Raw genomic sequence first — 23,705 nt, forward strand, 5'->3', positions numbered from 1 at the left:
TTGGCTAGGTTGTTTTAAACTCTAATTCGATTTTGTTTTTATCGATACGTGCCGTAAGGGGTGGGTAAGTGCGCGCCGTTTTGAGTACTTTGTTAAAAATACGCAGCTCTACGTTTGAGTGTAGTGCTTTTTGTACTTCGAGATAGCAGTAATCACGGAGCATATGAATGGCACGTTCTAGCTTGGCGGCTTTATTTGGCAGTAACTCAATTAACTGTTCGTTAAGGTTTTGCTTATCAGAGATTTCAATTAACAGGTTTTGTTGTTTATCGGCATCTTCGATCGACAGTGCTTTATCAAACTCAGACTCGAGCGCTTCTAGCTGCTGATTACATAAGCGCACTTGTTCAAAAATCTCATCGGTGCGGTTTTTCAGTAATACAGCTGCATGACCTAAGTGAATTTCTGTATGCGCACCTTTATCGGTGCCCACTTCACCACAGATCATGGTTTTAGCATCAAGCACTTTACCGCCAATGAGTTTGCCATCCCCTTTTTCAGGGTTGCCGATCATTAGCTCATTTTTCGCTTTAATGTGGCAGTGGCTTGCCTGGCTTTTAATTTTAACCTGATTGCCAGATAAGTATGTATATTGTGCGTAGCTGATGGTTAAGTTGCCTTCACAGCTAATTTTATTCGAAAGCTCATCGTTCTCTTTGTGGTGGCCTAAACAGCCTTCTTTAATTTCTATGCTGCCTGTGGCGTTTAGCTCCGCAGATTCAACGCTGCCAAATACGGTAATATCGCCTTTTGCGGTTACTTTCATACCCGGTTCAATATTCTCAGTAATGATCACTGAACCGTCAAAATCAATATGGCCTGATTTTACATCGACATTAGGAATGGTAAATACATCGTCAACACGCATACCGTATTTGTCATCAACAGGAACGCCGGCAATAGTAGCAACCAGGTACTTATCGTCGGTGCCACTAAGTTCAGTGCCGTCACCCGCAATTAATTTTACTTCATCGCCGGGTTTGGCTTTTAGTGTTTCACCAAGTACGTTAAATCCGTCTTTGCCTAATGTAGCAAAGTGGTGCGTCATTAGGGTATCACCAGGTTTTACACTGGCGAGTGCGCCAAAGTCGCGCATATCAACCGAACCATCTTCGCGGCGCTTCGGTTGACGAACGCGGTCGGCAAGGGTTTGTACATTCTTTTCAAGCGAACCGTTTTTACCGGCAACAGGAATTTGCCCTTTGGCAATTACGCCCGAAAGCTCTTTGCCTGGCATTGCCTCAAATTGCTTACCTAGTAACGACTCTAACCATACTTGCTTGTAACCACGGGTGATATTGGTTTGTTTAATGATTTCAACAGCCTGCTCCATGCTCATCAATTCACCGCCATAGGCAGTGGTTAACACAGCGGTTGCAGCCATTTTGTCTTCACTGACCGATACTGTAAGTGTTGCATCGTGCTTTTCCGCAACAATCAATTCGTCAAAATCAGGATCGCGAAAAGCCTCTTTCACTTCTTTTGTTAAAACATAACAATCGGCGAATTCAGAGTTAGCGAGTGCTTGAAAGACAAAGTCAGCACTCGGCGGCATGGGCGTTTGCTCAGAAACTGTCAGTACAACTTGATTTTCGTTATTAAGAGTAAACACTTAAGCTCCTAGGCCATTATGATTAACAAACTATACATGTTTTTTTAGCATAAAAAAAAGGGCATAACAGCCCTTTATATTTAATTTTTTCATTATTTTATTAATGAATTAAATTAATTAGTTGATGGTAACTCTAAAATACCATCAATTTCGATTTGTGAACCTTTTGGCAGCTGCGCAACACCAATCGCAGCACGCGCTGGATATGGCTCGTTAAAATACTGGCTCATCACTTCATTTACGGTTGCGAAGTTAGATAAGTCAGTTAAGAAAATATTCACTTTAACCATGTTTTGAATTTCGCCGCCAGCAGCCTGACATACAGACACGAGGTTTTTAAATACTTGGTGTGTTTGCTCAGTGAAATCGTCTGATACCATTTCCATTGTTTCAGGAACAAGTGGAATTTGGCCTGAAAGGTAAACCGTAGTACCTACTTTTACTGCTTGGCTATATGTGCCAATTGCTGCGGGTGCTGTATCAGTGCTAATAATTGATTTTGTCATAATTTATCTTCTTAATTATTTTCGGCGATATACTTTTTGTACATCTGGCATTACTCGAATTCGGCGCATTATGTTAGCGACATGGATGCGGTCTTTCACTGTGATACCTAGATCGATTAGGTATAAGTTACTCTCTTTTTCTTCGGTACTGATTTCAACAATGTTTGCCGCGGTCGTTGATACTAAATTCGTTAATTTAGCGAGTGCGCCTTGGTGGTTTATAATTTCAACACGTAGTGCTGCAATATATTCTTTTTCTGGGTTGTCTTCCCATTTCACAACAAAATATTTAGAGCGTTCTTGCTGCCAACCGCGAATGTTCTTACATTCTTGGCGATGAACCGTAAGGCCTTTACCTTGACTAATATGCGCAACAATCTCATCACCAGGAACTGGGCGGCAGCACTTAGAGTAGTTAATTAACATCCCTTCAGTACCTATAATGGCCGCTTTTTTGTTGTGGTTTAGTTCGCCGACATCTTCGCCTTGTTCTTGTAGCAAACGCTTTGCGACCAGTAGGCTTAAAATGTTACCTGAACCAATTTCTATTAATAATTTATCTAGTGAATCAACATTATGTTCTTCCACTGTGCGTGCCAGCGCTTCTTCACTTACATCGCTTAAATGGTGCTCGCCAAGTGCTGAATCTAAAAGGCGACGGCCTAATTGCAGTGCTTCTTCGTGCTCTTGCTTCTTAAGGTATTTTTGCACGCCCATACGCGCTTTTGCGGTAACAATAAAATTAAGCCAAGTCGCGTTAGGGTGAGCACCTGAGCTAGTAATAACCTCAACCGTTTGGCCGGTATCAAGCGCTGCGCTTAGTGGATAAGGCTTTCTGTTAACCCGCACGCCAACACAGGTGTTACCAACATCTGTATGTACTGCGTAGGCAAAATCGACCGCTGTGGCGCCCATTGGTAATTCAATAATGCGACCATCTGGCGTGAATACATAAATCTCTTCAGGGAAGAGTTCGGTTTTAACGTTTTCAACAAATTCGAATGATGAACCTGCGCTTTGTTGCAGTTCAAGCAAGCTTTGCATCCACTGGCGAGCACGTTGCTGCGCTGTATTACCAGCACTATCGCCTGCTTTTTTGTAAAGCCAATGGGCAGCAACCCCTTTATCAGCCATTTGGTCCATTTCGTTCGTGCGAATTTGAATTTCAACGGGAATGCCGTGTGGACCTACAAGCGAGGTATGCAAAGACTGGTAGCCATTGGTTTTAGGTACCGCAATGTAATCTTTAAAACGTGTTTCTATCGGCTTGAATAAATTGTGTACTACACCGAGGACCCGGTAGCAGGTGTCCATTGAGTCAACAACGATGCGAAACGCGTAAATGTCCATTACTTCATTGAACATTAACTCTTTATTAAGCATTTTACGGTAGATGCTGTACAGGTGTTTTTCGCGGCCAGATACGTCAACTTCAATGCCAGATTCTTCAATGCGCGAGATAATTTCATTTTGAATATTATGAATAATCTCTTTACGGTTGCCACGTGCTTTAGTGACTTCATTTTTTAGCGCGCGGTGACGCATAGGGTAAAGTGCTTGAAAACCTAAATCTTCCAACTCATTTTTAATGTCATGAATACCAAGGCGGTTGGCTATTGGGGCAAAAATCTCGAGTGTTTCACGGGCAATGCGGCGACGTTTTTCAGGACGCAGTGCGCCAAGTGTTCGCATATTGTGCGTGCGGTCTGCAAGTTTGATAAGAATAACGCGAATATCTTGCGTCATTGCCATAATCATTTTGCGATAGTTTTCTGCTTGGAATTCTTTTTGGTCTTTAAAGCTAAGTTTATCGAGCTTTGATACACCCTCAACCAGTTCGGCTACGGTATCGCCAAAAATTTCAGCAAGGTCTTGTTGGCTGAAATCGGTATCTTCAATCACGTCATGCATTAATGCAGCCATTAAGGTTTCGTGATCTAAGCGCATATTGGCAAGTATTTGTGTCACCTCTACAGGGTGGGTGATGTAGGGTTCACCACTTGAACGTGTTTGACCTTCGTGTGCGTCACGCGCAACCACATAGGCCTTTTGCACAAGTTCAACTTGCTCTGGCGTTAAATATTCTGAGATGTTCTTTTTAAGACCTTCAAAAAGATACATTGATGCTCCAATACTAGCTATAGAGGGGAATTGATAACAATATACGATGAATTGGAAGGGATTGCCAACGACTGTTTCTTATTAAAAAGTCGAACAGTCGCTGGAAAAGCTACTCCGCCAAGGAAAGCGTGAGTAGGGAGCAATAATTATTGCTTATTGGTGACCACCACCAACAATAGCAGCAACCGCAGCTAGCTCAGCCGCTTCTTGGTTTTGCTGATCTTCACGCTCTAGTGAATCTAAAGAATCATTGGTGATGAAACCTTTTTCAATTTCACGTAGTGCGATTACAGTTGGCTTGTCGTTTTCAGCATCAACCATAGGATCTTTGCCACCAGTTGCGATTTGGCGCGCACGGCGAGCCGCAACTAAAATAAGGTCAAAACGGTTACCAATCTTATCTACTGCATCTTCAACAGTTACTCGAGCCATCAGGCACTCCAAAAATTTATTATTCGCAAAAGCGTAGTTTACTTGATGCGAAGAAAATAGCCAATACTTGGATTAATTTAATCCGCTAATAAGTCGTTCAGCAGTTGCTGGTGTTTATGCGCTTGATTGGTTTGTGCCAAGCGCGAGGCAAAGACAATGGATTCCAGCTGGTAAAGTGCGGTATCAAAATCATCATTCACAATGAGATAATCGTATTCATTGTAATGAGAGGTTTCTGATTGTGCTTTTGCCATACGGCTCGCGATGACTTCGGCGCTGTCTTGACCTCGGCTATTTAAACGCGCTTCAAGTTCTTGCTTTGATGGTGGCAAAATAAAAATAGTGCGTACATCTGAAACAAGCTCTCTTACTTGACGCGCGCCTTGCCAATCAATATCTAAAAATACATCAATACCATTCGCTAATTGCGTTTCAATACTTTGTTTTGACGTGCCATAGTAGTTATCAAACACTTGTGCCCATTCAAAAAAGCCATCGTCAGCAATGACTTGTTTAAATTCATCTTGCGTTACAAAATGGTAGTGCACGCCGTTTTCTTCACCCGGACGAGGTGAGCGTGTGGTGTGTGATACCGATACTTTCATATCGCTATGGCGTTCTAATAGTGCGTTGATAAGGCTTGATTTACCTGCACCAGAAGGTGCTGACAAAATAAACAAATTACCACGAGCTTGGCTCATAAACTTTCCTAAAACATAAGTTTCGCTAAACCACCGACTTGCTAATTCAGTAGGCAGTCAGCACAATGGCGATATTATAAAAACTCGCAGCGCATTTAGAAAGCGATAGGCGACTTTTAATTGACAAAGAATTGTAAGAAATGAGTAAAGAAAGCCAAAAAATTATTGTTGGGTCGACTAATCCCGTAAAAATAAATGCAGTAAGCAATGCATTTTCTGCCATGTTTCCAAACATTGAATTTACCTGTGAAGGTGTATTTGCACCATCCGAGGTGGCAGACCAACCAATGACCGCAGAAGAAACCTTGCTAGGTGCAAAAAACCGAGTTGCTTACACAAAAGCGCATTTTCAGGCGGATTGGTATGTTGCGATAGAAGGCGGTGTAGATAACTTTAGTTATGGTCCTGCGACTTTTGCTTACATTGTGATTGATAACAAACAACAAGCTCAGGTTGGCCGCAGTAGCAATTTACCTATGCCAAACGTGGTTTATCGTGCGCTTTGCGACGGTGAAGAGCTGGGTCATGTAATGGATAGGTTATTTGACACTGAGAATATTAAACAAAAGGGCGGGGCAATGGCGTTATTAACAAATAACTTAGTCACCCGAGAGAGCGTTTATACCATGGCCATTACTACCGCGCTTGCACCATTTGTTAATCAACAACTGTTTAATTTGTAAAATGGATAATTAATGAAGTACCAATGGATCGTTTTTGATGCCGATGAAACCTTGTTTCATTTTGATGCATTTTCAGGTTTAAAGCAGCTATTTTCAAACTACGATATCGTATTTGAAAAATCTGATTTTGATGCGTTTCAAGCCGTTAATAAGCCGCTTTGGGTGGATTATCAAAATGGCACAATTACCGCTAAAGAATTACAAATAAAGCGTTTTACACGTTGGGGTGAAACGTTAGATGTGGCACCTGAATTACTTAATCAACAATTTATTGCAGCCATGGCTGATATTTGTCAGTGTTTGCCGGGTGCGCGTAAATTACTTGAGTTACTGCATGGTAAAGCAAAGCTTGCGATTATCACGAACGGCTTTACCGCACTGCAGCAGGTGCGTCTAGCTCGCACTGATTTAACCCACTTTTTTGAGCATGTGATTATTTCTGAGCAAGTGGGTGTGGCAAAACCGAATATCGCAATTTTCGACCATGCGCTGCAGCTGTTTGGCAATCCAGATAAATCAAACGTATTAATGGTTGGTGATACGTTGAGTTCAGATATTTTAGGTGGTAAAAATGCAGGCCTTGATACTTGCTGGATTAATCATGCAGGTGATAAAGAATTAGATACGGTAGGTGCTACCTATCAAGTGAACTGCTTAACGGGTTTGTATAATCTGATTACCTCATTACAAGCCGAAAGCAATTAGTGCTTTCGGCTTTGAATTAACGTCATACTTCAAATTTGGCGATTTCTTTTTCCAGATTTTTAGTAAATGATTTAATTTGATCTGTGGCTTTATGCGCATCGAGAGAAACGCGCGCGGTATTTTCAGCGGTATCAGAAATATGCACTACTCGCTGCGCTGTATCTTCACCTGCTTGCAGCTGCTCTTTTGCTGCAACAGAGATCTGATGGCTCATTTCCGTAATCGCCGAGAGCGACTCGGCAATACGCGTAAGTTCTTCGGCGGCTTTTTGCGATTTGGTAACGGTTTCTTCGCTGGTGCTAATACTTTGCGTTACTGATGATTTGGCATCTTTGGTTGCCGATTGTAGTTTAGCAATCATGTGTTGAATTTCTTCGGTGCTGGCCTGAGTACGCTGGGCTAGCTGACGTACTTCGTCGGCAACAACCGCAAAACCGCGTCCTTGGTCGCCTGCACGGGCTGCCTCAATTGCGGCATTAAGGGCAAGCAAGTTGGTTTGCTCGGCAATGCCTTGGATAACGCTTAACACGCTTTCGATATTATTTACTTCGTCATCTAAGGTTTGAATATTATCGCCTGCATTTTCAATTTGCTTTTCGAGCAGCTCAATTGTTTTGGCCGCTTCTTTAGTAAGAATATTCGCGCTTTTGCCTTGTTCTTCAGCTTCTTTTACTGAATACGCAGCTTGCTCAGCGTGGTCGGCGACCGTTGCGGCTGATGCGGTTAGTTCGGTAATTGCAGAGGCAACCACATGGGTTTCTTTACTCAGTGAATTAGTGAGCTGATCGAGTTCTTGCGAACGTGTTTCAGAAGCGCGTACTTCATCTTGCAGCGCATCAGATACATTTTTGATACCACCAACCACTTCTTGCAAACCGAGTTGCATATAGTTAATTGCGCCGGCAACACTGTTTTCATCTGCGCTTTGAAATGCATGGGTGGTTTTTAAGTTACCGCGAGAAGCGCTCATTACGGCGGATTGAACATGGTTAATTTCACCACCCAAGGATTTATTTAAATTTAGGCCAAATTTGGCAAGTACGACTGATAGCACAACGGCTATGAAAATTGACAGTGTAAGTAGCCAACTTGCCGTTTGCCAGTATCGCTCGTCTACTTCTTTGTAGCTAATGCCCGTACCTATGTACCAGCCCCAATCTTTTGTTTTTTGTACTACAGACGTTAAATCGACCACTTCGCCTTCGCGCTCAGAATCCCAATGATAGGTAATGATTTGTCCGGTTTTATTGCCAACTAAACGTTCCACCATAGCGCCAATACTGCCACCACTGGCATCTTTAAAGTCGTTGAAGCTTGTACCATGTAGTTGAGGGTCGTGAGGCGTGGCTACGAAATTGAGTTGTTTATCTACCACATAAACGTATTCAGAGTCGTGGTATTTGTTTTCTCTGAGCATTTGTGTGGCGAGTTGCTTTGCTTGCTCTTCGTTGAGCGAACCATTTTTGCTAGCAAGTTCAAATTGGTTGACGATATTAACTGTACTTTTCATCAGTTGGTTAATACGGGCAATATTGTCCATTTCACTGGCTTGTCGTAAGGCTTTTAAACCAAGCCCTGCAAGTGAAATTAGCGAGAGAAATAAAACAACCGTAAAAATGACTATTTTATTCTTTAAGGTTAGTGAATTCATAGGCGTTTCCTCACATCTACCTTTATAAGTGGTACATCATAGCGCTGTTGCTAAGCTGCTAGCGCCATCCTGTTGTGGTATGCAAAGTGAGAGAGGAATTGATTAATTTTGTTGAAGTTTAATTTTTATTTAGTCAATTCTTAGATACCGTTTGATTAAACACTAACTGCTCATTAATGTTTAATCAAGCGTTAATCGTTGGTTAAATTTCATGTTCCCAAAGTAGTGTTACTAACTGGCAATTGTTTCAACTTCGTGCTGAGTTAGTGGGCGGTATTCACCGGGGGCTAAGTTTGGATCAAGCGCCACAGTGCCAATTTTTTCACGATGAAGCGCTACTACACGGTTATCAACAGCAGCTAGCATGCGTTTAACTTGGTGATATTTACCTTCATAAATTGAAAGGCGCATAGAATAATCAGCGATTTTTTCAACGATAGCTGGCTTTGTTGCACTTTTTTCACCATGCAACATCACGCCATCAGTTAGTTGCTCGCACATTTCGTCTGTAATTGGCTGTTCTGTTTCAATTAAATACACTTTGTATTTTTGATGGCGCGGTGAAGTGATTTTGTGGCTCCAATCGCCGTCTGATGTAATTAACACAAGCCCTGTCGTATCGATATCGAGTCGCCCTGCAACATGGAGTTTATCCATCATAGGTTCATCAAGTAGATCAAATACGGTTTGATGCATTTCATCGCTATTGGCGCAAATAAAGTCTTCGGGTTTATTTAGCATGTAATAGCGCTCACCTACAGCGGTGATCTCTTCACCATACCAAGTAACAGCGTCATCGCGGGTTACTTGTTTATCGGCTTTGATTATCACCTCGCCATTAATTGTTGCGTGTTTTCTTTTAATGCCAATTTTTGCTTTTGAGCGCGGTACTTCAGCAAAATGGCTTAAAAATTTATCAAGGCGGCAAGGAAATTTAATCGTCATGGCAGTGCTTATTACGGAACCAAAAATAATAGCGGGAGTATACGCAGAGATATAAAAAAAGCCAGTAAAGCTTAGCTTTACTGGCTTTTAAGCAACAAACATTGGGAAATGTTAAATTAGAAGCTGTATTGTGCACCTAAATAAACGTAGCGACCGCGACCACCACCGTATTGGCTGTAGTAGTTACCACGTCCGCCTGGTGTAAAGCGGCCATAGTTATTCGCTAAGTTATTTACACCGCCGTATACACGTACTTCTGAACCACCTAAATCCAACTTATATGATACTGATAGATCGTGACGAACGTACGAACCATAATCTTGGAAAGCGAGTGCTTCAGGGTTAGAAATACATGAGTCAGCTTGGTTTGCGCATGCCTCTGTGTTTTCTAGTAACGCTTCTTGGTAATCCTCTTCGAGAGACTGGCTCATTTTGAACTCGCCAAGGTACTTTGTACTCCAACGAATACGTAAGTCATTGTAGCGCCAAGTTAGTGATGCTGAGCCTTTTTTGTCTGGTGAACCGTAACCGGCATAATGGTCAGTTACAATACCCGCTGATGTTTCATTAGTTAAAGCATTTTCAATAACTTGAGTGTAATCTGCTTTAAATGATAGTGAGCCGAAATCATTCAAATCAAACTTATAAGCTGCTGAGAAATCAACACCGCGAGAAGTTAACTCATTGAGGTTATATTCACGCTGTACTATTTTCTGAATTTGACCCTCAGAGTCTCGACTTACATCGTTACAATAGGTGTTGTCGCCACCCCAAGGAATGCTTGAGTCGTAGCAAAGCTCTAGAATGCGCTCATTACTTAATACTGAAATTACGTCTTCAACGGTAATGTCGTAGTAATCAACAGCTAAGCGAACGCCACCTAAAAACTCAGGGCTCAGTGTTAAACCATAAGTAATGGTTGTCGCACTTTCTTCTTTTAATTGGTCGTTACCCACGTTTGGTGAATAACCACTATTTTCATCTTCAAATTCAAAATCAGGGTTTTCAGCTAACTGTGCTGCAATAGTAGGTTCTTGACGACATGCATCGTGACCTGGTGCAGTTGATGTTGCTGTTAATCCCTCACAGATATCGTCAAACGAGTCATAGTCACCACGTTCAGGTGAAAGCAATTCAGTAATTGACGGAGCGCGTTGAGCTGTTGCCCAATTTGCACGTAACATATAACCATCGAACGGCTCATAGATTAAGCCAACTTTATAACTTTGTACTAACCCTGTATTTGACCAGTTGTAATCAGCAAAACGAGCTGATACATCAGCAGATAGGTTTTTAGCTGCAAATTGGTCACGTAAAAGCGGTACAGAGAATTCTGCAAATGCTTCTCGCACATCAACACTGCCTTTAAACGCAGGTACAACGTTCCAAGTGATACCGCCGCGCTTCATTGTTGCGTCAGTTTTCATTTCTTGGGTGTCTTTTCTATATTCAGCACCAAATACTGCAGAAACTGCACCAGCAGGTAACTCAAATAAATCACCTGTGATATAACCCATAGCGTTCATTTGCTCGTTGTAGTTATCAAGCGTTGGATTTACGCGAATGTAGTCTGCCATTTCTGGAGTAATTGAACCTTCACCAAATAGATTCAGTGCAACACATCCATCAGCGCGTGCGTCTGGGTTTTTACATTGAATTGTGCCGTCAGCAAGTTGCTCTGCATTTAGCGCTTCTTTTACTTTGAAGATATCAAGTTCATTTAATCGCACTTGGTTTTGGTGGAATTTACCGTAACCTACCGAAATATCCCATTCCCATTCGCCATTAAACGCATAGCCTTGTAAACCAGCCCAAGTACGGATAGTTTCACGGGTATTATCGGTTGATACAGGGCCAACTTCAGCAAAGCGACGGTCCCAATAGATACGGTCTCGGTAAGGGTTACTATCAAGAATTTCTTGCGGTACATAAGGGTTATCAATTGGAATATAACCTGGGCGCACAAAACCTGCAGGGTCACCTGTTTCAGGATCTAATACTGAAACGGCGGCGCCTTCGTAATCATCTTCTGGTGATTTTAGATTGAATGTTTCGCTGCGGCTGTAATGAACTTGTGCGTAGGCTTTTGTTTCATCGGTTAGTTCAAAATCAACTTTCACTGCCGCCGATAAGTTATCTTGTGGCACTTTTAGTTGAACGTATTGTTGTGTATTTAAACCATAAATTTCTTCATTGCCTTTCCAGTCATCACGTAATGTTTGACCGTCATACCAAAACTGTTTGTCGTTGCGGCTATTTTCTAAGAACACGCCACCTAATGTACCATCGCTTTTGCTCACCCAATCAGCTTGCGTAATATCGCGCATACATTGACGACCATCGGCAGTTAACATGGTATTACACATTTCATCGAAATCGTATAAATATGAATCTTCTACTTGTGCACGTTTACGGTCATAGAACGATAAACCAAAATCACGGTCGTAAGATGAACTAAAGAATACGTAACCTTTTTCATTGGCGAATGTGCTGCCGTGGTCGAAGTCGAATGATAATTCTTCTGCGCCACCGTCAGTAGATTGACCTGATTTTACAGAAAATGAGGTCCCAACTTTGTCTTTTTCGGTAATGATGTTAACAACACCTGCGATAGCATCCGAACCATATGTTGCTGAGGCGCCACCAGTAATTACTTCGACTCGCTCAACCATACTACTTGGTATGGTGCTTAAACTAACGTAGTTACCATTGTAACTATTTGAAACTACTCGGCGTCCATCAATCAATGTTAGTGTACGGTCGGTACCTAGATCACGTAAGTCAATGGTTGATAAACCTGTTCCTGTTACGCTTGATTGAGTCGTAGTATTACTTAATGTGGCGTTAATCGCTGGCATATTCTCAACAAGAATTTCAGCTAAGCTACCAAGACCTGTGTCTTCAATAGCTGCTTTATCCATTGTTACCAATGGTGTTGCAACTGAAAAACTATCACGTTTAATACGTGAACCAGTAACGGTAATTTTTTCTGGTGCGTCTTTTTCGCTGGTTTGTTGTGGCACGTTATTTGATTGTGCAACAGCTTGACGCTCGACCTCTGCATCAGCCCATGCATTGCCAGAAATAGCAAATGCAATTGCTGCTGCAATTGAGCATTTTTTAGTATTAATTCCCACGTTGATTTCCCCTTGAGGATTTGTTCGCCCTGTTTGCCAGAGCAATCATTTTAGTTATTGTAAAATTTGACTAGTAACAGCACATCGTTGCTGTTAACTGTGATACTGCTGTTACTAGTCAGCTCAAAGCATTTGCGCTACATAAATGATTTGAGTGAGCCAAGGAGGCCTATCATGGTTTTAAAGCAGTGGTTATCTGAGCTCAATACTCAGGCTCTCTATTCTTCCACTTTTTAATGTCTATTTAATATCTATTTTAATATTTTCTATTTATAACAGATATTTAGTTTTGTTTTTGAGGTGTGTAATTGATTTGGAAACAGACATGAAATATGCAGTTAGACGCAATAATTTTGCAACTAAACCATGTTTTTAGGTAAGCTTGAACGCATAAAAATGAAGATTAAATCGATAATGAATAGCGCTGCGCCATATTTTTTAGGTCGGGTAGAAGTTAACCCGTTAGAACACACTTTAGTGCGTGATGAACGAACCATTTCATTGCAACCAAAGTTTATAGAGTTACTTTGTTATTTGACAGAGCAACAGCCTGAGCTATTGACGCGTCAGCAAATTATTGATCATGTGTGGGATGGTAATAATTATGTTGGCGAAAAAGCGCTTACCAATGCGATTTGGCACCTGCGAAAAGCTTTGAAAGAACTCGATAGCGAACAAGAGTTTATTGAAACAGTGCGAAAGTCAGGTTATCGACTGCTAGTAGCGCCAGTATTTGCTGAGCAGCAAGATACTGTTTTTCTGCAAATATCTTCTCGCAATATTAAGCAGCTAGGCTTATTTTTTGGTTTTGTACTGAGTATCGTTTTTGCGTGGCTACTTTGGCCAGAGCCACAACAAAAAGTCTATCAACAACCTGAGTTGATAACTCAGTATCCCGGGCGAGAGCTATTTCCAAGCGTATCAAATGATGGCCGTTACTTGGTTTATTCTTGGCGACAAATGGACCGAAAAATAGATCTGTATCGTAAAGATCTACAACAGCCAGATCTTAAACACACAAAAATAACACATACCCCCGGCAGTGAATCTCGTTCTGTATGGGCTCATGATGATTCAAAACTCTATTATTATCGAAGACTAAGTTCACGTTGCGAAGTATTAAGCGTAAATATGAATGATTTTGCCATTGAAAAACATGGTGAATGTTCAAATTCATCGAATGATGTGGCGGTATCGCCAGATGGTAAATTGCTCGCTTATGTGGGGGTTGATCCTGAAAACACCACGCGTGGTGTTTATATTAAACAGCTTGATTTAAATGAGCCCGCAAGACGTATTCGTTGTAACAATTGTGAACCGGGGGAAAGCGAAGCAATTGATTTTAGCCCCGATAGTAAACGATTAGCTATTTCACGTAATTTGGCAAATGGTAACGAAGATATTTTTATTTACGATATACAGAGTAAAACAGAGCAGCGAGTAGTGACCGGGATGCCTGATATTCGTGGTTTAGCATGGCAACCTGATGCTGAAAAAATTGTATTTTCAGCCATAAAGCATGGCAACCGCCATGGCTTTGAGTTGGACTTAAATAATAAACACCAAACCAATTTAAATGTTGAAGGGTTTAGCTATCCGGCATTTGATAGAGCAGGTAACCTGTATTATCACGATTGGAAAATAGACACCTCAATTATGCGCTTGGAGCTTGATAGTGATGTGGCTGCCTCTCCATTTCCGCTAATTCAATCTGAATTTAATTTTCGTTATCCCGATTACTCTCAGGCTGCAGACAAGTTAACGTTTATTTCTAATGAGTCGGGTTTTGATGAAGTGTGGACATCAAGTCTTGATGGTACCCGGCGCAAGCAGTTAACTCAGTTAAAATTTCATGCTCGTAACCCTATTTGGTCGCCCGATGGTAAACAAATAGCATTTACCGCAAATAATGGTCAAGAAAGCCGGTTGTATGTACTTGATGCGCTAACCAGTCAGCTAAAGCAAATTAAAACAGAGCTTAATTATTATGGTAAAGCACGTTGGTCGCAAGATGGTCGTGCGCTGTATTCGGCATCGGTTGGAGACATCTATCGCATTGAAATTGAGTCTGGTATTACGACACGAATTACTCGTGGGGCGCATGCAATAGAAGTAAAAGAAAATCAGTTGATTGTTTATAAAGAAGGTAAAGGACTTTGGCAGGTATCAATTAATGGCGAGTTAATTGACGAACAGCCATTAATTAAGAATTTAAAGTTGGCAAATAGCACAGGTTGGCACGTTACTGAACGAGGGATTTATTACTTTAAAGTACGTGGCCATGACTATCGTTTGAGTTTTTATGATTTTGCTAATAATCAAGATAAAGACGTATTGCGTGTGCCTGAACGTGCATTCTCGCGCTCGCGCGGTATGAGTTTTGTGCCAAGCAAACAGTGGTTGTTGTTTACGGGTTATGAATCGCCGCAAGTCGATATTAAACGAATGCGCAAAGACTATGAGTAAAAGAAAAGGGGCCTAAGCCCCTTTTTTGTATATTTTTAGAAGCGATACATCACGCCTAAATTAAACTGGAATTGGTTTAGCACCTCACCATCAAAATACCAATCACATTGCGTGCCGTTAGGGTCGATTTGGCATACGGTGGTTGAATCATTTTTTAAAATAGTGGCTAACCAACGGGCTTCACCTAATGCAATGATATTGTCGGTAATTTTATACTCTAAGCCACCGTATAAACCGGTGGCAAAAAAACTATCTGAATCGGAAAAGTTAGATGAAATATGATTAACACCTACTTGCGCACCAAGATAGCTTGAAAGCTGTTTATTAACAGGTAAAACAACTGCGCTTTGAAATAATAAATAATTTAGGTCTAGCTCATAGTTAGCTGCATTTCGCTGACTACTCGACATGCGCGAGTAATACAAACCGTATTTAGAAATACCATCATGTTTATCAAGGCTAAAGCCAAAGTTAGCATCGTCTTTAATGTCTATTTTTGTGCCGTTTTCGGTTTCTAATTCTTGGTTTAACGATTGTCCATAGTAACCCGCTATGGCAATGTCGGCGGTGCTCGAAAAACTCAAAGTGAGCAAAATAGTTGCGAGTGAAAGCTTAGCGCGCATCTGATTTCCTATTCCTAAAAATACTCAACGTAATGAAGAGTATACGCTTTTGAATAAAATTTCAGCCTGTTTGTCGTAAAAGGTTTATTTTCGCGGTGAGGCTGGATTAATATGAATAACTAGGTTTTTAAACGTTGTACGCTATGATTTCTGGATTCAAAAATACACTACTCAATATTATCAAAACCCAACCTGTGGTGGATCAGCAAAGCGAAGCATGGATCTTGGATACATTTTTATGGGTATATCAAGAATTTGATGGTGATGTGCTGTTAAACGATATGCGTTTTGTTTTACCAAATGCTGAGTTTTTCCCCGAGCAGGTCAGTAGTATTGAGCAAATGGCCAGCTATGTGTTTACTCAGGTAAAACAGTATGCTGGTATGCAGGCTTGGCCCATTCAGCTGGTGGCGCCACATCAAATATCAGAACAGAGTTTTCCACGTTTAGAATTTGCCAATGTTAAACGCGGTGAAAGCGCAGAGTTGATCGCTGCGAGCGGTTCATTAAATATATCTTTCAATCCCAATCAAATAAATCAGCCGCAAGACTTAATCGCGTCTTTTTCACAATCGTTAGCGCATATCAATGTGTTGCAAAATCGAAGCTTGCCACCAGGCGGTCAGGAATTTGTGCCACAAGCCGTTGATTTGTTGTCGTGCTTTATGGGCTTTGGTGTGATGATGGCAAATACGGCGTATCAATTTCGCGGTGGCTGTGGTTCGTGTTACAACCCATACGCCAATCGCAGTGCGACCTTGAATGAATCTGAGCTAATTTACATTTTGGCTTTGTTGTTAAAGGCCAAAAAATTACCGTTATCGCATATTTCATCGCACTTGAAACCGCATCTTCGTACCATGTTAAAGCGTGCAAATAAACAATTAGAGAACACCATAGAGCAATCGGCAAATCCAATTCTGATCGCATTAACGGAGGTTAAGTGAACTATCTCGACGAATTTTTATTAATTGCAATTAGTCACTTTTTTGCAGTCGCAAGTCCAGGCCCTGATTTTGCGCTAGTGCTCAAGCAGAGCATTCAAAAGGGGCGAAACAATGCGCTTGTAACAAGTGCGGGCATCGCAACAGGGATTTTAGTACATGTAAGTTATTGTGTGCTCGGTGTGGCGATTGTGATTTCGCAATCACCTACCGTGTTTGCAGCACTTAAATATTTGGCGGCGGCGTACTTAGCGTATATTGGTGTCATGGCGTTGCGAGCGAAGCCTGCAGATCAGCAAGCGCAGCAGGTACCAAGTAATACACAGGCCGAATCCATGGTTAAAGCGTTTAGTCGTGGCTTTTTAGTTAATGCACTTAACCCTAAAGCAACCTTGTTTTTCTTAAGTTTATTTACCTTGGTTATTAGTGTCGAAACACCGATTACAGTGCAAGTGGGCTATGGATTATATATGGCTGTTGCAACTTTAGTGTGGTTTAGCTTTTTATCTGTCGTTTTGAGTCGTTCAAAGGTACGTGCGTTTTTCTTGCGTGCCGGACATTGGTTTGATCGCGGCATCGGTGTGGTGTTAATTGGGTTAGCAATTAGAGTGGTGTGGGTATGATTTATTACAACCTAGCGTATGGTTCAAATATGTCGCTGAACCGACTATTAGCAAGGCTGCCTAACGCTACCCGTATTGGTGTATCTACTGTAACAGGGTTTACCTTAACATTTGATAAGCAAGGGTTTGACGGCTCGGGTAAATGTAATGCGCTGAAAACCGATAATCACGATGATGTGTTATACGGTGTGCTGTATCAAATTAACAGTGATGAAAAAGCGATTCTTGATGAAATAGAAGGGCCGCGTTACGACAACCAGCAAATCGTTGTAACCAATGAATGTGGTAAGCAATTTAATGCATACTGCTATGTTGCCAATACGCTGTGCCAGCAACATTTACCGTATGACTGGTATTTAAAACATGTATTAACCGGAGCCTTAGAGGCAAAACTACCGCAGCAATACATCGACAATATTCGCGCGCAAGCAACACAAACAGATACCGATTTAGCGCGCGCAGAACGTGAATTTTCAATATATAAATAAGAACATTATGAAAAAATTAGTGAGTAAATTAACCCTAGCTCTTAGCGTAATCGCGTCGAGTCAGGTGTATGCAACAATTGATAGTAAGCAACTTGAACAGACCATTACGCAGTCAATGACGCGCTTTGATGTACCGGGTATGGCGGTTGCTGTTGTAGAAAATGGTGAAGTGGTATTTTCTAAAGGGTTTGGTGTTAGACACCTAGCGTCAGGTGAAAAAGTAAATAAGCATACGTTGTTTGGTATAGCGTCAAATACCAAAGCATTTACCGCTGCAGCACTTGCAATGCTTGTTGATCAAGGGAAATTAAACTGGGATGACAAAGTAATTGATCACCTACCTGAATTTCGTATGTACGACCCATATGCAACACGTGAAGTGACTATTCGCGATTTGTTAAGTCATCGTGCCGGACTAGGTTTAGGAGCGGGTGATTTAACCATTTGGCCTGATACCGACAAACCCGTGGAAGATGTAATTCATGGCATTCGCTATTTAAAGCCAGTGTCAAGCTTTCGCAGTAAGTATACCTATAACAACTTAATGTTTGTAACTGCGGGTGAAGTTGTCGCACGTGTATCGGGAAAATCGTGGCAAGAATTTATTGAGCAAGAAATGCTAGCCCCGCTTGGTATGCCGCTTTCAAAAGCGGGCTTTTCACGTATTCCAAAATCTAATAAAAATTGGGCAACCGGTCATATTCCGATGGACGGAAAGCTACACCCATTTTTTGTTAATTACCTTGAAGATTTTAGAGGGGCAGGGGCGATTGCATCAAATGTTGATGAAATGGCTAATTGGCTAAAAACACAATTAGCGGGTGGTGAAATGCCATCTGGTAATGTGCTTTTTACTGAAAAACAGCAAGCACAAATGTGGCATCCGCATATTACGAGCATGGCATCAAAAAATGCGTTTAATGATTATCGTCAACAATTTCGTGGTTACGGCTTAGGTTGGTCAATTGAAGACTATCAAGGCTATAAAAAAGTCGGCCATGGCGGCGGTATTTTAGGTATGGTGTCACAAGTGACGTTAGTACCAGAGAAGCAATTAGGTATTGTTGTGTTGTCGAACCAACAAGCGTTTAGTGCCTTAAGTGCAATTACTCACGAAGTACTAGAAGATGCGCTCGATTTACCAAATAAAGACTGGGTTGAAGATCTTGCTAAAAAGCATTTTGAACGTAAAAAGAAAGCGTACGAAAAAGCGGAAGTAGAACAGCCAAAGCAGATTCAAAAAGTCTTGCCATTGTCAGTGTATGCCACAAGGTACAACGATAATTGGTATGGCGATATTGTGATTGCAGAGCAAAATGGCAAGCTGACAATCGACTTTACCCATTCAGCACGTTTAAAAGGTACGCTAGAACACTTTAACGGTAATACCTTTATTATACGTTGGCAGGAAAAATTACTTGAAGCTGATGCATTTATTGAGTTTGAAATGAGCCCAACAAATCAAGTGCGTAGCGCAAAAATGCGTGCTGTTGCACCAAGCGTAACTGACTTCAGTTTTGATTTTCATAATCTGCACCTTACGCCAGTCAAAAGCGATAAGTCTTAACCGACCAAAGTAGCAAAGTCGGGATAACCTGACTTTGCTACACTGAGCCGCGACATAAGGTTTGGAGACCAGCATGCGCACCGCGATAATTTCACATACAGACTGTCGAAAGCATAAGATGATTGAAGACCACCCAGAGTGTGCTTCACGCCTTGATGCAATCAATGACCGTATTTTAGCTGCTGGTATAGATATCGCTTTAACGCACTTAGATGCACCACTGGTTGAGCGTCAACAATTATTAATGGCACACAGTGAAAGCTTGATTAAATCTGTTGAAGATAAAATTCCAGAGCAAGGGTTGGTTGATCTTGATGGTGATACTTGGCTCTGCCCTGACAGTTTACTTGCGGCAAAACGAGCTGCGGGCTCTGGTTTGTTAGCAGTTGATAAGATTTTAGCAGGTGAGTTAGATGCGGCATTTTGTGCGGTAAGACCACCTGGTCATCATGCGACAAAAACAACCTCTTCAGGCTTTTGCATCTTCAATAATGTTGCGGTTGCGGTACGTTATGCTCAGCAACAGGGTATTAAGCGCATTGCGATACTAGATATTGATGTACACCACGGCAATGGCACTCAAGATATTTTTATCGACGATATGGATGTGTTGTTTTGTTCTATTTTCCAGCACCCATTTTACCCTAATACCGCAATTGACAGTAATGAGCATGTGATTAATACCCCCATGACTGCCGGTATGGCGGGGGATGATTTTGAACGTGCACTTTTGCATACGTGGTTTCCAAAGTTAAAGCAGTTTGAGCCTGAGCTTATTTTTATCAGCGCAGGGTTTGATGCCCATTACGAAGATGATATGGGCGGCTTGCAGCTTGTTGAAAGTGACTACGCTTGGTTTACCGAACAAGTGGTATCGTTATGTAAGCAAGTAAACTGCAAAGGGATTATTTCGATGTTGGAAGGCGGCTACAATAATTCAGCACTTGGGCGTTCTGTTGCCACGCATGTTAAGGCGTTGGCTGAACTCTAATTTCTCAACTTATAGTCCCTAGTTAGGTACACACTTCTATTACGCAATCGCTGTATAATTTATAAAATTGGCGTTACTTGTTCTGTATCAAAATTAATTTCAGTAAATCCACGTAGAATCCCATTACCTGACAAAGTTTAATTGGTTTCTACTATGCCCCAATCAAGCAAAAAGCTGCGTGTTGAAGATGTTATGTCAACTGAGCTCCTGGTATGCGACCCCGAGCAAAGTCTCGCCGATTGTGCATGCCGCATGCGAAACGATAATGTAAGCTCTATTTTTGTTAAACACGATGGCAAGATCATTGGGGTGTGGACCGAAGGGGATTGCGCTAAAGTTGATTTTTCGGATCCAAGCATTTTTCATCAGCCAGTTAAAGCGCATATGACATCGCCAGTTAAAACGGTTGATCATCTAACTCAGTTATCTGAAGTAACTGTTCTGTTCCATAGTTATGGTTTTCGCCATTTATTAGTGATGAAAGACGGGGGAAGTGAACCTGTAGGTGTTATTAGTTTAAGTGATGTTGTGCGCAGTCAGGGTCTTGAGCATTATCTTCACTTTAAAACCATAGAAAGCAGCTACGTATCAGAAGTACCTATTGCGAAGAGTGATTTACCAATTGCCCAGATTAGCGAAATTATGCGTCAGCGTCATTCTAACTTTGTTTTACTGGATAATCCTGCGGTAGGTCAAACCGGCATTATTACTGAGCGCGATTTGCTTACTATGCTTAGCCGTCAACAAGTTGACCAGCAAGCTTGGCATTACGCGAGCTGGCCTCTTTTAACGGTACATTATCAAACAAGCCTTTATAAGGCTTATCAAATTCTCAAGCTAAAGCAAATACGGCATCTAATTGTAGAAGATGACAATGGCAAAATACTGGGGGTATTAGCGCTTCGTAATATTCTCAGCGAAATTGAATCTGCGTATATGCAGGAGCTAGAAACGGTATTACATCAACGCGACAGAGCGTTGCAAAAGTCACAAAAGAACTTGTACTTAGCCGAGCAAATCATCAACGCATCGCCTGATGGCATTATGATTACGGATTCGCACAATACCATTTTGCAAGTCAATCCAGCTTTCACCCAACTTACTGGTTACAGCGAGCAGGAAGTACTTGGCCAAAAACCGTCAATGTTGAGCTCTGGCCGTCATGATAAGAGCTTTTACGATAAAATGTGGGCGCAATTAAGGCAAAAAGGGGTGTGGCAAGGAGAGATTTACAATCGTAAGCGCAATGGTGAAACCTATTTAGAATGGCTAACAATTATCTGCATTCGCGAAAGCGATGAAGAAGAGGCGCTATACGCGGCAATTTTTAGTGATATTACCGAGCGAAAGCGCAATGAAAAACGCATTAAAACGCTCGCTTATTTTGATGAGTTAACTCACTTACCCAACCGACGCTTGTTTAATGACCGCTTAGAGATGGCGTTGGCAACGGCACATCGTGATGACACAAAAATAGCGGTGATGTTTCTCGATCTAGATCATTTTAAGCAAGTAAACGATACATTAGGCCACAGCGCTGGTGACTTATTACTTAAACAAGTGGCAAAACGTTTACAAAGTTGCATGCATGAAGGCGATACGCTGGCGCGCTTAGGTGGTGATGAGTTCACTTTATTACTTACTGAAATTGATGAGGTGAAAAACATCCATCGCTGTGCAGCCAACTTAATTGAAGCATTAAAAGCGCCAATTCAAGTGGGTAATACGGAAATTGTAATCACTACCTCTATTGGTGGGGCGGTGTATCCCGACGATGGTGAAGACGCAGAAACGCTATTAAAGCACGCTGATATTGCCATGTATCGCTCAAAAGAAATTGGTCGCAACTCATTTCAACTGTATAAACCAGCGATGAATGCGCGCTCATTAGAGCGTATGGCAATTGAGAGCAAACTAAAGCATGCCTTAATTAATAATGAATTCAGTCTCTATTACCAACCTAAAATAGATAGTTTTACTCATCATGTAGTAGGCGCAGAAGCCCTATTGCGTTGGCATGATAACGAGTTAGGGTTTATCTCGCCTGCAAACTTTATCCCTTTAGCGGAAGAGCTAGGTTTAATTGTGGATATTGATATTTGGGTAATTAATGCTGCGTGTAAACAAATTCAAATTTGGCAAAAAAATGGCCTTTTTGATAAACGTATTTCCGTCAACGTATCGGCACTTCACTTTACGCAAGGTGATTTAGCACAAACAGTGCAAAATGCTCTGAGTATCTGGCAGGTGGATGGGCGTTTTCTTGAAATTGAAATAACCGAAAGTAGCTTTATTCGCTCGTTAGAAGACGCGAAAAAAGTGCTTAAAGCACTCAAAAAACTTGGTGTGAGCTTATCGCTGGATGACTTTGGTACAGGTTATTCGGCGCTGAGTTATTTAGCTCGTTTACCGATTGATACGTTAAAAATAGATGCCAGTTTTATTGCCAAAGTTCCAGACGAATACGGCAATAGCCAAATAGTGAAAGCGATTGTGGCAATGGCGCATAGTTTAGAATTAAGCCTTGTCGCAGAAGGTGTGGAACAAGCCCATCAGCTGGCTTTTTTACAAGAGCTAGATTGCCATGCAATTCAGGGGTATTTCTTTAGTAAACCGCTTACGGCACAGCAATTTGAGCTGTTTTGCGAGGCGCATCGCCCAGCAAAACAGCAAATGGATTTGAGTTCTAATAACTCACAGTCACTTCGTATGAGGTAAACTTTCGAATATTAATCACGCCAGTATCGAAAATCAGGTATTGGCCTTTAATGCCTTTTAACACACCTGTTACTTCAGGGGTCTTGTCGAAATTAAACGAGCTGATTTTGCTTGGGAACTCTGAGATAGGGAAATCCAGTTCAACTACCTCTTCGTCTAGTTCTGTGATGGCCGTTGCACCAAAGAGTTCGCTTAACTCTGTTAGCTTTGGCCTAATTTGCTCGATAAGCGCAGCGCCTTGGCTTTTTAAGTCGATTACTTCGCCATTCCCTTTAAGCATATTGCGCCAATTGGTTTTATCGGCGATAAACTCAGCTAAAGCAACTTCTAATAAACCTGATTGATGACGTGTTGCCACTTTAAAAATAGGTAAAGCTTGAGTTGCACCTTGGTCAATCCAACGCGTTGGGATTTGCGTATGGCGCGTAATACCTACTTTAATTGCGGTCGTATTTGCAAGATACACATAGTGCGGGATCATGCAGTTTTCTTCGCCCCACTCTGGCTCGCGACAGGTGCCTTGGTCGAAGTGGCAGGTTTCTGGCTTCATAATACACATATCGCAACTAGCGAGCTTGCGCATACAAACAAAGCAATGGCCTTGTGAATAACTCTTCTTGGTTTTTTTGCCGCAGTTGCTACAAAAGATATTACCGCTGTAAGTCAGGGTGATGGACTTGCCAATTAAGGCGTTTAAGTCAACGGTTTGATCGCCCACCGGTAATTGGTAACTGATCGGCGAAGTAAGACTGCTTTGCATTTTACGCAAAGTGCCGGTTATTGGTGTTGCTT

19 protein-coding genes are annotated in these 23,705 nt (G+C 41.7%); 9 read left to right on the forward strand and 10 right to left on the reverse strand.

What is annotated here, in order from left to right:
- Nucleotides 1–4 precede the first annotated feature (4 nt).
- From ACXAFE_RS02175 to gmk, 5 genes are all read right to left on the reverse strand, one after another.
- Nucleotides 5–1,612, reverse strand: coding sequence for a DUF342 domain-containing protein (locus ACXAFE_RS02175; RefSeq protein WP_475147920.1), 1,608 nt, complete (start codon nucleotides 1,610–1,612; stop codon nucleotides 5–7).
- 113 nt (nucleotides 1,613–1,725) lie between these two features.
- Entirely contained in the window at nucleotides 1,726–2,118 is a 393-nt protein-coding gene (locus ACXAFE_RS02180) for a RidA family protein (protein WP_475147924.1), read from the reverse strand.
- Between the two features lie 15 nt (nucleotides 2,119–2,133).
- A complete protein-coding gene (gene spoT, locus ACXAFE_RS02185; protein ID WP_475147927.1) occupies nucleotides 2,134–4,239 on the reverse strand; it encodes a bifunctional GTP diphosphokinase/guanosine-3',5'-bis pyrophosphate 3'-pyrophosphohydrolase in 2,106 nt (701 codons plus the stop codon).
- A gap of 153 nt (nucleotides 4,240–4,392) precedes the next feature.
- A complete protein-coding gene (gene rpoZ / locus ACXAFE_RS02190; RefSeq protein ID WP_010561050.1) occupies nucleotides 4,393–4,671 on the reverse strand; it encodes a DNA-directed RNA polymerase subunit omega in 279 nt (92 codons plus the stop codon).
- Between the two features lie 77 nt (nucleotides 4,672–4,748).
- Complete coding sequence (gene gmk / locus ACXAFE_RS02195; RefSeq protein WP_475147932.1) at nucleotides 4,749–5,372, reverse strand: guanylate kinase; 624 nt, start codon at nucleotides 5,370–5,372, stop codon at nucleotides 4,749–4,751.
- Nucleotides 5,373–5,512: 140 nt separating this feature from the next.
- Here gmk and yjjX point away from each other — a divergent pair, with 140 nt between their 5' ends.
- Complete coding sequence (yjjX, locus tag ACXAFE_RS02200) at nucleotides 5,513–6,055, forward strand: inosine/xanthosine triphosphatase (RefSeq protein WP_475147937.1); 543 nt, start codon at nucleotides 5,513–5,515, stop codon at nucleotides 6,053–6,055.
- Nucleotides 6,056–6,067: 12 nt separating this feature from the next.
- Nucleotides 6,068–6,760: a pyrimidine 5'-nucleotidase gene (yjjG, locus tag ACXAFE_RS02205; RefSeq protein WP_475147940.1), complete on the forward strand. Its 693-nt coding sequence runs from the start codon at nucleotides 6,068–6,070 to the stop codon at nucleotides 6,758–6,760.
- Nucleotides 6,761–6,782: 22 nt separating this feature from the next.
- On the opposite strand, the gene ACXAFE_RS02210 is transcribed toward yjjG, so the two are convergent.
- From ACXAFE_RS02210 to ACXAFE_RS02220, 3 genes are all read right to left on the reverse strand, one after another.
- The gene (locus ACXAFE_RS02210) at nucleotides 6,783–8,411 is read right to left on the reverse strand and encodes a methyl-accepting chemotaxis protein (protein ID WP_475147943.1); all 1,629 of its coding nucleotides are present in this window, start codon (nucleotides 8,409–8,411) and stop codon (nucleotides 6,783–6,785) included.
- A gap of 231 nt (nucleotides 8,412–8,642) precedes the next feature.
- Nucleotides 8,643–9,350 carry a 16S rRNA pseudouridine(516) synthase RsuA gene (gene rsuA, locus ACXAFE_RS02215; RefSeq protein WP_475153584.1) on the reverse strand — a complete coding sequence of 236 codons (708 nt, stop codon included), beginning with the start codon at nucleotides 9,348–9,350 and terminating at the stop codon, nucleotides 8,643–8,645.
- A gap of 122 nt (nucleotides 9,351–9,472) precedes the next feature.
- Nucleotides 9,473–12,493: a TonB-dependent receptor domain-containing protein gene (locus ACXAFE_RS02220; RefSeq protein ID WP_475147945.1), complete on the reverse strand. Its 3,021-nt coding sequence runs from the start codon at nucleotides 12,491–12,493 to the stop codon at nucleotides 9,473–9,475.
- 396 nt (nucleotides 12,494–12,889) lie between these two features.
- On the opposite strand from ACXAFE_RS02220, the gene ACXAFE_RS02225 reads away from it, so the two are divergent.
- Complete coding sequence (locus ACXAFE_RS02225) at nucleotides 12,890–14,959, forward strand: winged helix-turn-helix domain-containing protein (protein ID WP_475147948.1); 2,070 nt, start codon at nucleotides 12,890–12,892, stop codon at nucleotides 14,957–14,959.
- Nucleotides 14,960–14,994: 35 nt separating this feature from the next.
- On the opposite strand, the gene ACXAFE_RS02230 is transcribed toward ACXAFE_RS02225, so the two are convergent.
- A complete protein-coding gene (locus ACXAFE_RS02230; protein ID WP_475147951.1) occupies nucleotides 14,995–15,582 on the reverse strand; it encodes a hypothetical protein in 588 nt (195 codons plus the stop codon).
- Nucleotides 15,583–15,725: 143 nt separating this feature from the next.
- Here ACXAFE_RS02230 and ACXAFE_RS02235 point away from each other — a divergent pair, with 143 nt between their 5' ends.
- The 6 genes from ACXAFE_RS02235 to ACXAFE_RS02260 all read left to right on the forward strand — a co-directional run bounded on the left by ACXAFE_RS02235 (nucleotide 15,726) and on the right by ACXAFE_RS02260 (nucleotide 22,913).
- The gene (locus ACXAFE_RS02235) at nucleotides 15,726–16,529 is read left to right on the forward strand and encodes a hypothetical protein (RefSeq protein WP_475147954.1); all 804 of its coding nucleotides are present in this window, start codon (nucleotides 15,726–15,728) and stop codon (nucleotides 16,527–16,529) included.
- The gene (locus tag ACXAFE_RS02240) at nucleotides 16,526–17,149 is read left to right on the forward strand and encodes a LysE family transporter (RefSeq protein ID WP_475147957.1); all 624 of its coding nucleotides are present in this window, start codon (nucleotides 16,526–16,528) and stop codon (nucleotides 17,147–17,149) included. The genes ACXAFE_RS02235 and ACXAFE_RS02240 overlap by 4 nt, the downstream gene beginning before the upstream one ends.
- Nucleotides 17,146–17,637, forward strand: coding sequence for a gamma-glutamylcyclotransferase family protein (locus tag ACXAFE_RS02245; protein WP_475147961.1), 492 nt, complete (start codon nucleotides 17,146–17,148; stop codon nucleotides 17,635–17,637). The genes ACXAFE_RS02240 and ACXAFE_RS02245 overlap by 4 nt, the downstream gene beginning before the upstream one ends.
- Nucleotides 17,638–17,644: 7 nt before the next feature.
- Nucleotides 17,645–19,204: a serine hydrolase gene (locus ACXAFE_RS02250; RefSeq protein WP_475147964.1), complete on the forward strand. Its 1,560-nt coding sequence runs from the start codon at nucleotides 17,645–17,647 to the stop codon at nucleotides 19,202–19,204.
- Nucleotides 19,205–19,277: 73 nt separating this feature from the next.
- Nucleotides 19,278–20,195, forward strand: coding sequence for a histone deacetylase family protein (locus ACXAFE_RS02255; RefSeq protein WP_105170964.1), 918 nt, complete (start codon nucleotides 19,278–19,280; stop codon nucleotides 20,193–20,195).
- Nucleotides 20,196–20,348: 153 nt separating this feature from the next.
- Nucleotides 20,349–22,913, forward strand: coding sequence for an EAL domain-containing protein (locus ACXAFE_RS02260; protein WP_475147968.1), 2,565 nt, complete (start codon nucleotides 20,349–20,351; stop codon nucleotides 22,911–22,913).
- On the opposite strand, the gene ACXAFE_RS02265 is transcribed toward ACXAFE_RS02260, so the two are convergent.
- A complete protein-coding gene (locus tag ACXAFE_RS02265; protein ID WP_475153585.1) occupies nucleotides 22,882–23,694 on the reverse strand; it encodes a DUF2797 domain-containing protein in 813 nt (270 codons plus the stop codon). The genes ACXAFE_RS02260 and ACXAFE_RS02265 overlap by 32 nt on opposite strands.
- Between the last annotated feature and the right edge of the window lie 11 nt (nucleotides 23,695–23,705).

The sequence above is a fragment of the Pseudoalteromonas sp. ABV4_021 genome (assembly GCF_056159365.1).